Annotated in this window: 11 protein-coding genes; 8 read left to right on the top strand and 3 right to left on the bottom strand. The window is 72.3% G+C overall.

Going from position 1 to position 15175, the window contains the following annotated elements; genetic code table 11:
• Nucleotides 1–3: 3 nt before the first annotated feature.
• The 7 genes from gatB (at nucleotide 4) to CIB93_RS11475 (ending at nucleotide 11185) form a co-directional block, all read left to right on the top strand.
• Nucleotides 4–1512 carry an Asp-tRNA(Asn)/Glu-tRNA(Gln) amidotransferase subunit GatB gene (gatB, locus tag CIB93_RS11450; RefSeq protein WP_096626676.1) on the top strand — a complete coding sequence of 503 codons (1509 nt, stop codon included), beginning with the start codon at nucleotides 4–6 and terminating at the stop codon, nucleotides 1510–1512.
• A 208-nt stretch (nucleotides 1513–1720) separates the two neighbouring features.
• On the top strand, nucleotides 1721–3829 hold the full coding sequence (locus CIB93_RS11455) for a phosphocholine-specific phospholipase C (RefSeq protein WP_096626677.1): 2109 nt from the start codon (nucleotides 1721–1723) through the stop codon (nucleotides 3827–3829).
• Between the two features lie 190 nt (nucleotides 3830–4019).
• Nucleotides 4020–6275, top strand: a complete 2256-nt coding sequence (locus tag CIB93_RS11460; RefSeq protein ID WP_096626678.1) for an efflux RND transporter permease subunit — start codon at nucleotides 4020–4022, stop codon at nucleotides 6273–6275.
• Nucleotides 6253–6810: a GNAT family N-acetyltransferase gene (locus CIB93_RS11465; RefSeq protein WP_096626679.1), complete on the top strand. Its 558-nt coding sequence runs from the start codon at nucleotides 6253–6255 to the stop codon at nucleotides 6808–6810. The genes CIB93_RS11460 and CIB93_RS11465 overlap by 23 nt, the downstream gene beginning before the upstream one ends.
• 72 nt (nucleotides 6811–6882) lie before the next feature.
• Nucleotides 6883–7572: a hypothetical protein gene (locus CIB93_RS11470; protein WP_373558737.1), complete on the top strand. Its 690-nt coding sequence runs from the start codon at nucleotides 6883–6885 to the stop codon at nucleotides 7570–7572.
• A 251-nt stretch (nucleotides 7573–7823) separates the two neighbouring features.
• The gene (locus CIB93_RS37845) at nucleotides 7824–7997 is read left to right on the top strand and encodes a hypothetical protein (protein WP_179500062.1); all 174 of its coding nucleotides are present in this window, start codon (nucleotides 7824–7826) and stop codon (nucleotides 7995–7997) included.
• 92 nt (nucleotides 7998–8089) lie between these two features.
• Nucleotides 8090–11185 carry a helix-turn-helix transcriptional regulator gene (locus CIB93_RS11475; protein ID WP_179500065.1) on the top strand — a complete coding sequence of 1032 codons (3096 nt, stop codon included), beginning with the start codon at nucleotides 8090–8092 and terminating at the stop codon, nucleotides 11183–11185.
• 50 nt (nucleotides 11186–11235) lie between these two features.
• Here the strand turns inward: CIB93_RS11475 and CIB93_RS11480 are convergent, their stop codons facing one another.
• From CIB93_RS11480 to CIB93_RS11490, 3 genes are all read right to left on the bottom strand, one after another.
• Complete coding sequence (locus CIB93_RS11480) at nucleotides 11236–11538, bottom strand: DUF6191 domain-containing protein (RefSeq protein ID WP_096626681.1); 303 nt, start codon at nucleotides 11536–11538, stop codon at nucleotides 11236–11238.
• A 38-nt stretch (nucleotides 11539–11576) separates the two neighbouring features.
• A complete protein-coding gene (locus tag CIB93_RS11485; protein ID WP_096626682.1) occupies nucleotides 11577–12788 on the bottom strand; it encodes a sorbosone dehydrogenase family protein in 1212 nt (403 codons plus the stop codon).
• Nucleotides 12789–12932: 144 nt separating this feature from the next.
• Entirely contained in the window at nucleotides 12933–13889 is a 957-nt protein-coding gene (locus tag CIB93_RS11490) for an aldo/keto reductase (protein ID WP_179500066.1), read from the bottom strand.
• A 164-nt stretch (nucleotides 13890–14053) separates the two neighbouring features.
• Here CIB93_RS11490 and CIB93_RS11495 point away from each other — a divergent pair, with 164 nt between their 5' ends.
• The gene (locus tag CIB93_RS11495) at nucleotides 14054–15001 is read left to right on the top strand and encodes a 2-hydroxyacid dehydrogenase (RefSeq protein WP_096626684.1); all 948 of its coding nucleotides are present in this window, start codon (nucleotides 14054–14056) and stop codon (nucleotides 14999–15001) included.
• The last annotated feature ends 174 nt before the right edge of the window (nucleotides 15002–15175 follow it).

Genomic DNA, 15175 nt, shown 5'->3' on the forward strand with positions numbered 1-15175 from the left:
ACCGTGACTGTCACTGACCTGGTGTCGTACGAGGACGCGCTCGCGTCCTACGACCCCGTCATGGGCCTCGAAGTCCATGTCGAGCTCGGCACCAAGACGAAGATGTTCTGCGGCTGCTCCACGGAGCTGAAGCAGGACGCCAACTCCCAGACCTGCCCGGTCTGTCTCGGGCTGCCCGGCGCGCTGCCGGTGGTCAACGAGATCGGCGTCGAATCCGCCATCAAGATCGGTCTCGCGCTGCACTGCGAGATCGCCGAGTGGTGCCGCTTCGCCCGGAAGAACTACTTCTATCCGGACATGCCGAAGAACTTCCAGACCTCCCAGTACGACGAGCCGATCGCCTTCAACGGCTATCTGGACGTCCAGCTGGAGGACGGCGAGATCTTCCGCGTGGAGATCGAGCGCGCCCACATGGAGGAGGACACCGGCAAGTCGACGCACGTCGGGGGTGCCACCGGCCGTATCCACGGCGCGTCCCACTCCCTGCTCGACTACAACCGGGCCGGTATCCCGCTCATCGAGATCGTCACCAAGCCGATCGAGGGCGCGGGCGCCCGCGCCCCCGAGGTCGCCAAGGCGTACGTCGCCGAGCTCCGCGAGCTGATCAAGGCCCTCGGGGTCTCCGAGGCGCGCATGGAGATGGGCCAGATGCGCTGCGACGTCAACCTGTCGCTGCGGCCCAACGGCACCGAGAAGTTCGGTACGCGCTCCGAGACGAAGAACGTGAACTCGCTGCGTTCCGTCGAGCGGGCCGCGCGCTTCGAGATCCAGCGCCACGCGGCCGTTCTGTCCTCGGGCGGCACGATCGTGCAGGAGACCCGGCACTTCCACGAGGAGGACGGCTCCACCACGGCCGGCCGCATCAAGGACAACGCCGAGGACTACCGCTACTTCCCCGAGCCGGACCTGGTCCCCGTCGCGCCCGCGCGCGAGTGGGTCGAGGAGCTGCGCAAGGGCCTCCCCGAGCTGCCCCGGCTGCGCCGGGCGCGGCTCAAGGAGGAGTGGGGCGTCTCCGAGCACGACATGCAGTCCATCCTCAACGCGGGCGCGGTCGACCTGATCGTCGCCACGATCGAGGCGGGCGCCCCCTCCGACCAGGCCCGCAAGTGGTGGATGGGTGAGCTGGCCCGTAACGCCAACGAGACCGGCCGCGGCCTGGACGAGCTCCCGATCACCCCGGCCCAGGTGGCCCGGGTGGCCGCGCTCGTCGCCGCGGGCGACCTCAACGACAAGCTGGCCCGCCAGGTCATCGAGGGCGTTCTCGCGGGCGAGGGCGACCCGGACACCGTCGTCGAGAAGCGCGGCCTGAAGGTCGTCTCGGACGAGGGCGCCCTGTCCACGGCCGTGGACGAGGCCATCGCGGGCAACGCGGCCATCGCGGACAAGATCCGCGGCGGCAAGGTCGCGGCGGCGGGCGCGCTCGTCGGCGCGGTCATGAAGGCCACCCGCGGCCAGGCGGACGCGGCCCGGGTGCGCGAGCTGATCCTGGAGAAGCTCGGCGTCGAGGGCTGATCCCTCGGCTGAACACAGCCCTGAAGGGGCGGTGCACCCGCATGGCGCGGGCGCGCCGCCCCTTCGGCGTACGAGTGGCGGACCGGGGCCGGTTGGACTTTCCGGTCCGACCTGTTGGACGTTCACCACCGGGCCGTACGCAGTCCTTCCCGCCGCTACCCGGTCTGACTAGCTTCCAGGCTGTAACCACCTGAACCGGGAGGCTCTCTTGACCACGGACATGTCACGGCGACGGCTCTTCGCGCTCGGCGGAGGCGCGCTCGGCGCCGCTGCGGCCGGATCGTTCCTGCCGCCGTCGCTCCAGGCCGCCATCGCCGCGCAGCCTGCCCACGCGGGGTCCGCCGGCGGAGGGCTGAGGTCCATCAAGCACGTGGTGATCCTGATGCAGGAGAACCGTTCCTTCGACCACTACTTCGGCACCTTGCGCGGCGTACGCGGCTTCGGCGACCGCAACGCCATCGAGCTGCCCACCGGCGGGACCGTCTTCGAGCAGCCCGGCCCCTCCGGCTCCACCGTCCTGCCCTTCCCCGTGCGCGGGGCGGCCGAGGAGCAGGAGAAGGACCTCCAGTACATCGGCGCCCTCGACCACTCCTGGAACGGCGGCGCGACGGCCTGGGGCGGCGGCTGGATGAACGGCTGGATCAGCGCCAAGACCGCCGCCACCATGGCGTACTACGACCGCCGCGACATCCCGCTCCACTACGAGCTGGCCGACACCTTCACCGTCTGCGACGCCTACCACTCCTCCATCCACACCTCCACCAGCCCCAACCGCAACCACCTGTGGAGCGGGAAGACCGGTTTCGAGGCGAACGGGAAACGGGCCGTCGGCAACGACGCGTACAACGAGGGCAGCCATCCCGGCTACGACTGGTCCACCTACGCCGAGCGGCTGGAGAAGGCGGGCCGCACCTGGCGTACGTACACCGAGTGGGAGAACTTCACCGACAACCAGATCGAGTTCTACGCCACCTTCAAGGCGATCGCCCGCAAGGCGCTCGCCAGGACCGGCGGTCACACGTACATGGAGGCGTTCTACGCCGAGGTCCGGGGCGCGTCCGAGGCCGAGCGCGAGCGGCTGCTCGCACTGCTGGAGGAGGGCGTGGACACGCTCACCCGGCACGAGCGCAGTCTCTTCGAGCGAGGGCTGCGCCGGGTGCCGACCGGGACCCTCGCCGACGCGTTCGCCGAGGACGTGGCGGCCGGGACGCTGCCGGAAGTCTCCTACCTGGTGCCCTCGGCGGTCGACTCCGAGCACCCGAGCGTCTCCTCGCCCGTGCACAGCGCGACCGTCGTCTACAAGATCCTCGACGCGCTCGGCAAGCACCCGGATGTGTGGCGGCACACCGCCGTGCTGATCAACTACGACGAGAACGACGGCTTCTTCGACCACGTCCCGCCGCCCGTCGCACCCCCCGAGGAGACTGAGGAGCAGTGGGACGGCCGCCCGACCGGCCTCGGGATACGGGTGCCGCTGCTCGTCGTCTCGCCCTGGACCGTCGGCGGATACGTCTGCTCCGAGGTCTTCGACCACACCTCCGTCATCCGCTTCCTGGAGCGCTGGACCGGTGTGAAGGAGCCCAACATCGGCGACTGGCGCCGCCGCGTCACCGGCGATCTCACCTCCGCCTTCGACTTCTCCCGGCCCCGGCGGCAGCCCGCCGTCGAGGCGCCCGGGGCGATCCCGCCGTTCGGGGGCCGCTGGCAGCCGAGGCCGCCCGCCGTCCAGCACATCCCGGTCCAGGAGCCCGGCGTACGCCCGGCGCGCCCGCTGCCGTACCAGCTGGACGCGCAGGTCAGGAGGTTGGGCGGAAGCCTGCGGGTGGAGCTGGGGAACACCGGGCGGTCCTCGGCGCACTTCACGCTCTACCCGTACGCCGGTGAGTTCCCGGCCCCGCAGCACCGGGACGTCCGGGGTGCCGCGCACTGGACCGTACCGCTGACCGGGGATGCGTACCGCTTCACCGTCACCGGCCCGAACGGCTTCCGGCGCGAGTTCGCCGGGCCTGCCGGCGGGGGAGCCGAGGTCACCACCCGTATCGACACCCGCGAGCGCGACCTCCACCTCGTCCTGCGCAACACCGGCCGCCGCCCGCTGACCTTCCTGGTCCGGCCGCTCGGGTACGTCGACGAGGACGACCTGCGGGACTGGACCCGCCGCATCACCGTCAAGCCGGGCCGCCGCCGTACGGTCGTGCACTCCGCGGCCGACGCCCACGGCTGGTACGACCTCGCCGTCACGGCCGACGGGGAGGACGGCTTCCGGCGGCGGCTCATGGGGCACATCGAGAACGGCCGCGCGAGCGTCTCCGGCTGACCCCGGCAGGCGAGTCACAGGGCCCGGTGCATCCCGTACAAGGACCGGATCAGGCCCTGTGACCATGGCCACGAAAGGGACAAAGGATCACTTTCTGCTGAGAGAGTGGCAGCCTCAGGTCATGCGACGTTTACGGGCAGATCACTCCATCTGCGGGTAAAGGTCCACGAACCCGCAGGGAGCCCGTCAGTTGGCCGCCATTGCCCGCTGGTGCATCAAGCACCGCCTTCTCGCCGTCCTCATCTGGCTCGCCGCCCTGGGCGGCACCGCCGCCGCGGCGGGGTTCGCGGGTTCCGCGTACTCCAACGACTACGAGGTGCCCGGCACGGAATCCGGCCGGGCCACCGAGCTCCTCTCGCGCGGTTTCACCGACCTCGGCGGTGACACCGGCACCGTGGTCTGGCACACGTCCGACTCCACGGTCCGGGCCGCCGACGTCGAACAGACGATGACCCGGACGCTCCACGCGATCGAGGACCTGCCCGGCGTCGGAAGCGTCACCAGCCCCTACGGAGCCTCCGGCACCGGCCAGATCAGCGAGGACGGCCACAGCGCCTACGCCACGGTCGCCTTCGACCGCCCCGCCGACGAGATCACGGCCTCCCAGGCCCAGGCCCTCGTGGACACCGCGCAGGGCGCCGAGGCCGACGGGCTCCAGGTCGAGCTGGGCGGAAGCGTCGTCGCCCTCACCGAAGCCCCCTCCGCGCACATCGCCGAAGTCGTCGGTGTCGCCGTCGCGGCCGTCGTCCTCTTCCTCGCCTTCGGCTCGCTCGCCGCCAGCCTGCTGCCCATCGCCACCGCCCTGGTCTCCGTCGGCACCGCCTACGCGGGCATCGTGCTGCTCGGCCACGCGATGACCGTCGCGGACTTCGCCCCGATGCTGGGCATGCTCATCGGGCTCGGCGTCGGCATCGACTACGCCCTGTTCATCGTCACCCGGCACCGCAGAGGTCTCCGGCGCGGTATGCCGGTCGACGAAGCGGCACGGAACGCCGTCACGACCACCGGGCGCGCGGTCGTCTTCGCGGGGGCGACCGTCTGCATCGCGCTGCTCGGCATGCTGATCCTGCGCCTCAGCTTCCTCAACGGCGTCGCCATCGCCGCCTCCCTCACCGTCGTCCTGACGGTCCTGGCCTCCGTCACCCTGCTGCCCGCCCTGCTCTCCCTCATCGGGATGCGGGCCCTCAGCCGCCGCGAACGCCGGCGGCTCGCCGAACACGGACCGCGCCCCGACCTGCCCACCGGCTTCGCCGCCCGCTGGTCCGCCTTCGTGGAGCGCCACCCCAAGCTGCTCGGCGGAATCGCGGCCGTCGTCATGGTGGTCCTCGCCCTGCCCGCCCTCGGCCTCCACCTGGGCACCTCCGACCAGGGCAACAACCCGGCCACCGCCACCACCCGGCAGGCCTACGACCTGCTGGCCGACGGCTTCGGCCCCGGCGTCAACGGCCCCCTCACCATCGCCGCCCAGCTCGACGGGGCGGACGACCGGCTCGCCCTGGACTCGCTGCCCGAGACGCTGCGCACCACCGAGGGCGTCGCCTCGGTCGGCCCGGTCACGTACAACAGCAGCGGCGACACCGCCTTCCTCACCGTCGTACCCGACTCCGCGCCCCAGTCGCAGGAGACCAGCGAGCTGGTCGACCGCATCCGGGCGGACGTGCTGCCGACGGTCCAGGACAAGACGTCTCTGGAGGCGTACGTCGGCGGGGTGACGGCGAGCTACGACGACTTCGCCGAGATCATCGTCGGCAAGCTGCCGCTCTTCGTCGGGGTCGTCATCGGACTCGGCTGTCTGCTGCTGCTCCTCGCCTTCCGCTCCATCGGCATCCCCGTCAAGGCCGCGGTCATGAACGTGGCCGCCGTCGCCTCCTCCTTCGGCGTCGTCGTCGCCGTCTTCCAGTGGGGCTGGGGGAGTGAGCTGCTCGGCCTCGGAAGCGCCGGCCCCATCGAACCCTTCCTCCCCGTGATCATGGTCTCGGTCCTCTTCGGGCTCTCCATGGACTACCAGGTCTTCCTGGTCGGCCGGATGTACGAGGAGTGGTTGGAGACCGGCGACAACCGGCGGGCGGTCCGGGTCGGCCTCGCCGAGACCAGCCGGGTGATCAACTCCGCCGCCGTGATCATGATCTCCGTCTTCCTCGCCTTCGTCCTCAGCGGCGACCGGGTGATCGCCATGTTCGGCATCGCGCTGGCCACCGCCGTGGCCCTGGACGCCTTCGTCCTGCGCACCCTGCTCGTGCCCGCGCTCATGCACATGCTCGGCGGCGCGAACTGGTGGCTGCCGGGCTGGCTGGACCGGCGGCTGCCCCGGATCAGCATCGAGCCGCCCGACTGTGTACCGCTGCATGCGAGGATCCCGGGAGCACGCGGTACGGACGAGGGCGCCGGGGCGGTGACGGTCCGGCCCGCCGAGGAGGAGCACGATGTTCGCCATATCCCTGGGTGACGACCAGGCGGAGCTGCGCCCGCTGGAGGTCTGGCAGGCCGAGGAGTTCCTCGCCCACATGGACCGGGCCCGGGAGCTGGTCGACCCCTGGATTCCGTTCGCCTCCTTCGCCACCGACCTGGACTCGGCGCGCGCTCTGCTCCTGAAGTACGCGGAGAAGCAGGCGACGGACACCGGGCGGCTGTACGGCATCTGGCTGGCGGACACCCTCGTCGGCGGTGTCATGTTCCGGATCTTCGACGCGGAGTCCGGCAACTGCGAGATCGGCGTCTGGCTGGAGCCCGCCGCCCAGGGCCGCGGCCTGATCACCCGCGCCGCCGAGCGCCTGATCGACTGGGCGGTGTACGAGCGCGGCATGCACCGCGTGGAGTGGGACGCCTCCGCCGCCAACACCCGCTCGATCGCGGTCGCCGAGCGGCTCGGCATGACCCGCGACGGGGTGATCCGGCAGAACTACCTCTACCGGGGCGTACGCCACGACTCGGAGGTCTGGTCCGTCCTCGCCCCGGAATGGCGGGCCCGCGCCGGGCGCTGAGATTCGAGTGAGGCCGGGGTCTCGCGGATTCCGGCCCTTGCGTTAAGGGCGCTCTCATCCGGGGCCCCTAGCGTGCGGCGTATGAAGACCACCCCCTCCAAGACGACCGCGCCCGCCGACGACCCCGAGAAGAGCACCGACGGCGCCGCCGTTACGGAGGGCCCGCCCACGGAGGGGGCGCCGGAGACCGGGGCTTCCGGCGAGACCGGGGCCTCCGGCGAGGCTGAGGCTTCCAAGGAGGCCCAGACCTTCACCCAGGCCGAGGCTTCCAATGAGGCCGAGGCCGACGACCTGGAGCCCGACGACTTGGAGCCCGACGACCTGGAGCCCGACCCCTTCACCGAGGCCCGGCACGGCGTCGGCGCGGGCGCGGCGGCCGTCGTCTCCGCCGCCCTCGGCGTCGTCGCCCTGACCGGCGCCTGGTCGGGCCGGGTCGCCGCCGAGCGCGAGACCCTGATGGGCCAGATCCAGACGGCCGGCGGCTCCAGCGCGGCCGAGCAGATCTCCGCGATCTACGGGGACGCCTGGCACACCACCGCCCTGGTCAACGGCGTCTTCGCCGTCCTGGCCCTCCTCGTCGGCGTCTTCGTCCTCGTCCGCCCCGCCTTCGGCGCCCCCTCCGACCGGCCGCAGCCCGCCTGGGTCCGGGCGGTCGCCCTGGCCGGCGTCGCCCTCGGCGTACTGGGCGTACTGATCTCCGCGGGCATGTACTTCGACCTCTTCGTCCCCCTGCCCAGCCCGGGCGCACCCGCGGGCGGCTGACCCGGGCCCGGGGTGAGCCGAAGCCCGGGCCCGGTACGGCACGGACCTAAGGCTCCTGCTCACTCCTCGGACACCGGGCGTGCCCGCCTAAGGCCCCCGGCGCCGCGAAGATGCGGCACTCGCCCGATGCGGCGCCCCCTCCTGGCCGACGACAGTGGAAACACAGCGGAGACAGGGCCCCGGTAGACCGGCCGGGCAACCCTCCGGCCCCTCCGGTCCGCTGCCATGACCAGGAGTCAGGGAGAAACACCATGTACGAGTACGAGCTCTACCGCAGCGCCTCCGCCGAGCTGATCCGCCGGGCCGACGCCGAGCGCGAGATCGGCCGGGCCCGCCGCGCCCTTCGCGCCGCCCGCCGTACCGGACGCGGCGACCCGGAAGGGAAGGTGGTCGAGGAGCGCACCCGCTTCGTCCGCGCCGCCTGACGGTGGCACGGCCCGGGACGACCACCGAGCCGCGCCCCGAGAGCAAGATCACCATGCGGGAAAGGGGTCCCGTTTCCTCGGACGCGTATGCGATGCTCGGCGGCGTGGAGACCAGGTCAGTCAGCCGCGTGTTCGTCGGGCGAGCCGAGGAGCTCGCCTCACTCACCGAGGGGCTCGCCCGCGCCGCTTCAGGCGAACCGCAGGCACTGCTGATCGGCGGGGAGGCAGGCGTCGGCAAGACCCGCCTGGTCGAGCAGTTCGTCATGGCGGCCCAGCGGCGCGACGCCGTGGTGGCCGTCGGGGCCTGCGTCGAGATCGGGGCCGACGGCCTGCCGTTCGCCCCCTTCCCCACCGCACTGCGCGCCCTGCGCCGCGCCCTGCCCGAGGAGATGGCCGCCGCCTGCGCCGGGCAGGAGGGCGAGCTCGCCCGGCTCCTGCCCGAACTGGGCGAGGTCCATCAGGACGCCACCGACGAACACAGCATCGCCCGTCTCTTCGAGCTCACCGCCCGGCTCCTGGAACGGATCTCCGCCGACCGCGCGGTCGTCCTCGTCCTGGAGGACCTCCACTGGGCGGACGCCTCCACCAGGCATCTGCTCGCCTACCTCTTCCGTACGCTGCGCAGCGGCCGCCTCATGGTCGTCGGCACCTACCGCGCCGACGACATCCACCGGCGCCACCCTCTGCGCCCGCTCCTCGCGGAGCTGGACCGGTTGCGCACCGTCACCCGCATCGAGCTCGACCGGTTCAGCCACGAGGAGGTCGGCCGCCAGCTCACCGGGATTCTCGCCGTGGCCCCCGATACCGGGGTCGTCGACGAGATCTTCGACCGCTCCGACGGCAACGCCTTCTTCGTCGAGGAGCTCGCCCGCTCCCTGGAGTGCTGCGGAGACGGCTCGGGCCTGACCGAATCGCTCCGCGACCTGCTGCTCGTCCGCGTGGAGGCGCTCCCCGAGCACGCCCAGCGCGTCGCCAGACTCGCCGCGGAGGGCGGTTCCTTCGTCGAGCACGAACTGCTGGCCGCCGTCGCCGGGCTCGACGAGGACGACCTCAACGAGGCGCTGCGGGCCGCCGTCGGCGCCAACCTGCTGCAACCCGCACCCGACAGCGACGGTTACCGCTTCCGGCATTCCCTGGTCCGCGAGGCCGTCAGCGACGACCTCCTGCCCGGGGAGCGCACCCGCCTCAACCGCCGCTATGCCGAGGCGCTGGAGGCCGAGCCGTCCCTCGTACGGGAGGACGAACGCGCCACCCGCCTCGCCAGCTACTGGTACGCCGCCCACGACGCGGCCAAGGCCCTGCCCGCCGTGCTCCAGGCCGCCGTCGAGGCCCGGCGCCGCTATGCGCACTCCGAGCAACTGCGGCTGCTGGAGCGGGCGATGGAGCTGTGGGACGACGTGCCCGACACTGTACGCGCCACCCTGCGCCCCTTCGACTACGCGGAGGTCTACCCGGCCTCCGGCTGCGACCCGGAGAACGCGCCCCTGCGCTACCTGGACGTGATGGCCGAGGCCACCGTCGCCGCCCGCTTCGGCGGCGACCGCGGGCGGGCCCTGGCCATCTCCAAGAAGGCCATGCGGGTGCTGCGGTCCGAGGCCGATCCGCTGCGCGAGGCCTGGTTCTGGGTGCAGCGCGCCCGGCTCGTCCAGAGCCTCGACAAGGGTGACGGGTGGGAGGAGCTGGCCACCGCGCAGGAGCTGGTGCGGGGTCTGCCGCCGTCCGCCGTGCAGGCCGACGTCCTGACCAATGTGGCCAGTTGGCGGGCCCTGCACCAGCCCGGCCCGCAGGCGCTGGCCGACAGCGACCGTGCGGTGGAGTACGCCCGGCTCGTCGGCGACGAGTACATCGAGCTGCACGCCCGCCTCACCCGGGGCTGGCTCACCGCGGACGCGGGCGGCATCGAGGACGGCCTCGGCGAGATGTACGCGGTTCGGGACCGCGCCGAGAAACTGCGACTGGTCCAGCTGCTGGGCCGGGCCAGCATCAATCTGGCCTCCTCCCTGGAGGCGATGGGCCGTTCGCTGGAGGCCGTGGCCGCCGCCGACCACGGCATCGAGGTCTGCCACAGCCACGGCCTGGCCGACTCCGGGGCCTGGGTGTACGCCAACCAGGCCCAGTCCCTGTTCTCCCTCGGCCACTGGACGCAGAGCGCGGCCGCCGCCGAGTCGGCCGCCCGCCTCGCCCTGTCCCCCAAGGCGAAGGGCCTCGCCGCCCAGCGCCGCACCGAACTGGCCGTCGCCCGCGGGGACATCGCCGAGGCGGAGGAACTGCTCGCCCTGGTCCGCAGGCACTTCGGCCAGCGCGACCCGCAGCCCCAGCACCTGATCACCCCGGTCCAGCACGGCATGCTGCTGGCGGCGGGGCAGGGACGGCTCGCCGAGGCGCGGGCCGCCTTCCAGGAGCTGGCCCGGCCCGGCTTCCCGCCCGGCACCCAGCGCTACGCCCTGCCGCTGCTCCAGTCCGCCGCCATGATCGAGGCGGACGCCCGGGGGCTGCCCGCCGCCGAAGCCGGGCGGCCGGAGATCCTCGCCCTGATCCGCCGGTGCGCGAAGAGCCTGCCGCTGCTCGTGCCCGTGTGGGCCGCCCACGGCGTCTTCATCGAAGCGGAGCTGGCCCGTGCGGAGGGCGCGGACACCCCTGAGCACTGGGCACGGGCCGCCGAGGCCTTCGGCCCGCTGAGCCGCCCCTACGAACTGGCCCGGATCCATCACCGCTGGGCCGAGTCCCTGCTCATCGCCCCCGGCGACCGGTCCACCGCCACGGCCCTGCTGCACCGGGCCCACACGGTCGCCCGACGGCTCGGCGCCCGCCCGCTGGCCGAGGCGGTCGGACAGCTGGCGGCCCGGGCCAGGGTCACCCTGGACACGGCGGACCCCGGCGAGGGGGACCACCCGGTCATCCTGACCGCACCCGTCGATGCCACCGGGGAGGAGGCCGAGCCGTTCACCGACGAGAAGGCCGGCCCCGCGATCGCCGCCGTCGAGTCCTTCGGGCTGACCCCGCGCGAGCAGGACGTACACCGGCTGGTCGCGGCCGGGCACACCAACCGGAGGATCGCCGAGGAGCTGTTCATCTCGCCGAAGACCGCGAGCGTGCACGTCTCCAACATCCTGGCCAAGCTCGGCGTCTCCAGCCGCGGTGAGGCGGCAGCCCTGGCCCACCGCCTCCGCCTCTACCCGGTCGCGTGAGGAGACTTCCAGGGGGTGTCCGGCGCCCGCCCACGCGGGATTGCCGACCCTTAATGCTCCTCGTCCTCACCGCGCTCCGGACCGCTCACCGGCCTTCCCGGGCGGGGCCGGTCGAGCACGGCGTCCTGCTCGGGGGCTGTCGGCCGCATACGCCGGGGGCCGGGCTCGGGCGGACCGCCCGAGCCCGGGTCCGTGTCCGGGGCGCGGACGGTCACCTTGCCGGAGGACAGGTCTATCGGCCCCCGGCCCGGATCGCCGACGCCGAAGTCCACCCGGCTCAGCTCCAGCCGCTTCTGCTCGTCCGCGGCGTGCCTGCGCCCCGGGGCGAACAGCTCCTCGAAGAAATTGAACACCGGCCGTGCTCCCTCCGACGCGCAGCGCGGACGGGCGGCTACTCCACCTCCACCAGGAGAATCCTGTCGTCTCCCGGCTTCGGCGTCCCCCGGCCGTCCGTGTTGCTGGTGACCAGCCACATCCGGTCGCTTCCCGCACTCACCACCGTACGCAGGCGGCCGTGCTCCTCATCCAGGAACGACTGGGGGTCCGCCAAAGGTTCCTCGGCCTTCTCGCCCGACAGCGGAATCCGCCAGAGCCGCTCACCGCGCAGCCCCGCCATCCAGATCGAGCCCTCGGCGTACGCGATCCCGCTGGGCGAGGCCTCGGAGGTCTCCCACTGGGCCACCGGGTCGATGAACCCCTCTTCGCCCTCACGGCCCTCGGCCTCGGGCCAGCCGTAGTTCCCGCCGGGCTCGATCAGGTTCAGTTCGTCCCAGGTGTTCTGGCCGAACTCGGCCGCCCACAGCCGCTTCTGCGCGTCCCAGGCGAGCCCCTGCACATTGCGGTGCCCGTACGAGTACACCACCGAGTCCGCCTCGGGGTTGCCGTGCACCGGCTCCCCGTCGGGGGTCATCCGAAGGATCTTGCCCGCCAGCGACTCCTTGTCCTGGGACAGGCCCGTGTCCCCGGTCTCGCCCGTGCCCGCGTACAGCATCTTGTCCGGACCGAACGCGATCCGTCCGCCGTTGTGGACGCTGCCCTTCGGGATGCCGCGCAAGACGGTGTCCGGCGCCCCCAGCCGCTGTCCCACCGGGCGCCTCTCGTCGTAACTCATCCGTACGATCCGGTTGTCGGACGTGGTCGTGAGGTAGGCGTACACCAGCTGGTCCGCGCCGAACGTCGAGGAGACGGCGAGCCCGAGCAGCCCGCCCTCGCCCGACGGGGACACCCCGGGCACCGAGCCCAGCAGCGTCTGCTTCCCGCTCTCGCCGTCGATGAGGTGGACGGTCCCCTCGTCCCGTGAGGCGACCAGCAGATCACCGTCCGGCAGCGCGGCCAGCCCCCAGGGCGACTCCAGGCCCTCGGTCAGCGTCGAGACCACCTTCACCGAGCCCTTGGCGGGCGGCTGGTCGGCCGACGCGCCCGGCGAGGGGGCGCCGGAGCTCCGCGAGGCGGTCGGTGAGGCGGAAGCCGTACCGGACGGTGATCCCTCCGCCCCGCCCGAGGAGCACGCGGCGGACAGGAGCAGCGAGGCCGTCGCCAGCGCGGCCACCACCCCCCTGCGCACCGCGGGGGACTGAACAGCTCCGAACACAGCACCGCGCACTGAACCGATCCTTTCGACGGCCGTCCGACTCTCTGCCCGTACTACCTGCTGCTTGCCGCCTGCTACCTGTTTCATACACGGCGGCCATGCCAGGAGTTCCCGGTGCGGCCCATTCTCCCGCCACCTTCCGCCGGGCGCGCGGTCTCAGTCCCAGGAGCCCCGCGCCGGGGGCAGCCCGGCGATCTCCGCCAGGTCCCGCTCGTCCAGGGCCACCCCCGCCGCCCCCGCGTTCTCCACCGCCCACCGTTCCCGCTTCGCCCCCGGCACCGGCACCACATGCGGGCCCTGGCGCAGCACCCACGCGAGTGCCACCTGTGCCACCGTCGCCCCGCGCCGCTCCGCGATCCGCCGCAGTCCGGCCACCACCGGCTGGTTCGCCGCCATCATCTCCGCCGTGAACCGCGGATGCCTGGCCCGCAGATCCTCGGGCTCGAACCCCTGGCCCGGTTTCAGCGTCCCGGTCAGATAGCCGCTGCCCAGCGGCATCGCGGCCAGCAGCCCGACCCCGCGCGCCGCGCACCAGGGCAGCAGCTCCTCCAGCGCCTCCGGCGACCACACCGACAGCTCCGCCTCCACGGCGCTGACCGGGAAGACCTGCTGAATCCGCGCCAACTGCCGGATCGTTCCCGCATACGGCCCGGCGCCCGACCTGCGCGGGGCGTGCGCCCCCACCGCGCAGAGCCCCAGCGAACGGACCTTGCCCGCCGTCACCAGCTCCGCCATCGCCCCCCAGGTCTCCTCCACCGGCACCTCGGGGTCGGCCCGGTGCAGCTGGTACAGGTCGATCACATCCGTCTGGAGCCGGCGCAGCGAGGCGTCACAGGCCCGCCGCACATACCCGGGCCGGCCGTTGGCCACGATGTGCTGATCACCCACCAGAAGCCCGCACTTGGTGGAGACGAACGCCTCGGACCGGCGGCCCTTGAGCGCCCGGCCTACCAGCAGCTCGTTGGTGAACGGCCCGTACATGTCCGCGGTGTCGAGCAGTCGGACGCCCGCATCGAGTGCCGCGTGCACCGTCCGCACCGAACGGTCGCCGCGCTGCTGCGATGCGCTGTAGCCCCAGCTCATCGGCATACAGCCCAGCCCGACCGCGCCCACGGCAAGCCCCGCCGCCCCGATAGTCCTGCACTCCAACTCCCCGAACCCTCCCTCGTTCCCGCGGTCACGGGGCCGTACCGCACCCAAAGCTAACCTCTGGCCGAACCGCGTCCGGCGCCAGCCGTCCTGGAGCACTCGCACGCCTGTCGCATAGCCTCCTGACCATGACTGCGACGACTGCCGACGTATGGCTGCCCTTCCCGGCCGACGAGATCGACGCCCTGCCCGAAGGCCTCAACTACCTCTTCTGGGACGGTGGCCCGGACTTCCCCGGCGATCCGGCCGACTGCGCCTACTACGTCGTTCCCTACATGAAGGGTTCCGAGATCGCGGTACGGCCGCTCGCCGCCATGAGCACCGTCCAGGTGGTCCAGACGCTCTCCGCGGGCATCGACCACGTGGAGCCGGGCCTCGGACTGCTGCGCGCGGGGGTGCGCCTCTGCAACGCCAAGGGGGTGCACGAGGCGTCGACCGCCGAGCTGACGCTCGCCCTCATCCTGGCCTCCTTGCGCGGCATCCCCGGATTCGTGCACGGCCAGGACAAGGAGGAGTGGCGGTCCGGCTTCTACCCGGCGCTCGCCGACAAGTCCGTGCTGATCGTCGGGTACGGCTCCATCGGCTCGGCCATCGAGGACCGGCTCGGCCCCTTCGAGTGCGCGCGGGTGGCGCGCGTCGCGCGCTCCGCACGGACCACCGCACGCGGTCCCGTACACACGCTCGACGATCTCCCCGCGCTGCTGCCCGAGGCCGACGTCGTCATTCTCTCCACCCCGCTGAACCCGTCCACGCAGGGGCTGGTGGACGCCGACTTCCTCGCCGCGATGCGGGACGGGGCCCTTCTCGTCAACGTCGCCCGGGGCGGAGTCGTCGACACCAAGGCCCTGCTGTCCGAACTCGAGTCAGGGCGACTGCGGGCCGCGCTCGATGTGACCGACCCGGAACCGCTGCCGTCGGGCCATCCTCTCTGGCATGCTCCGAATGTCTTGATCACACCTCATGTGGGCGGCAGCACCTCGGCGTTCGAGCCGCGCGCCAAGCGGCTGCTGGCCGCGCAGCTCACCCGGTTCGCCGCCGGGGAGCCGGTGCGCAACGTGGTACGCACCACCGGCTGACCGGCCCCGGGCGGCCACGCTACGGGGCGGTCCGGATGCACGCAGTGCCGCTCACCTCGCATTTCGTCACGGAGCGTAGAGAAGCTATGGCCCTGAGTGACGGATTTGGTGTATCGTCCGCACCGGAGGGCTGCGCCGTGGAAGGGAAGGCGCGGGGGGAGCATCGGAACGCGA

Source organism: Streptomyces sp. WZ.A104, from assembly GCF_002382885.1.
Classification (GTDB): Bacteria; Actinomycetota; Actinomycetes; order Streptomycetales; family Streptomycetaceae; genus Streptomyces.

Excerpts from the sequence above, each read along its gene's own strand:
- CIB93_RS11495 (WP_096626684.1), top strand. The coding sequence starts at position 14,054 with ATGACTGCGACGACTGCCGACGTATGGCTGCCCTTCCCGGCCGACGAG.
- CIB93_RS11465 (WP_096626679.1), top strand. The coding sequence starts at position 6,253 with ATGTTCGCCATATCCCTGGGTGACGACCAGGCGGAGCTGCGCCCGCTG.
- CIB93_RS11475 (WP_179500065.1), top strand. The coding sequence starts at position 8,090 with ATGCTCGGCGGCGTGGAGACCAGGTCAGTCAGCCGCGTGTTCGTCGGG.
- CIB93_RS37845 (WP_179500062.1), top strand. The coding sequence starts at position 7,824 with ATGTACGAGTACGAGCTCTACCGCAGCGCCTCCGCCGAGCTGATCCGC.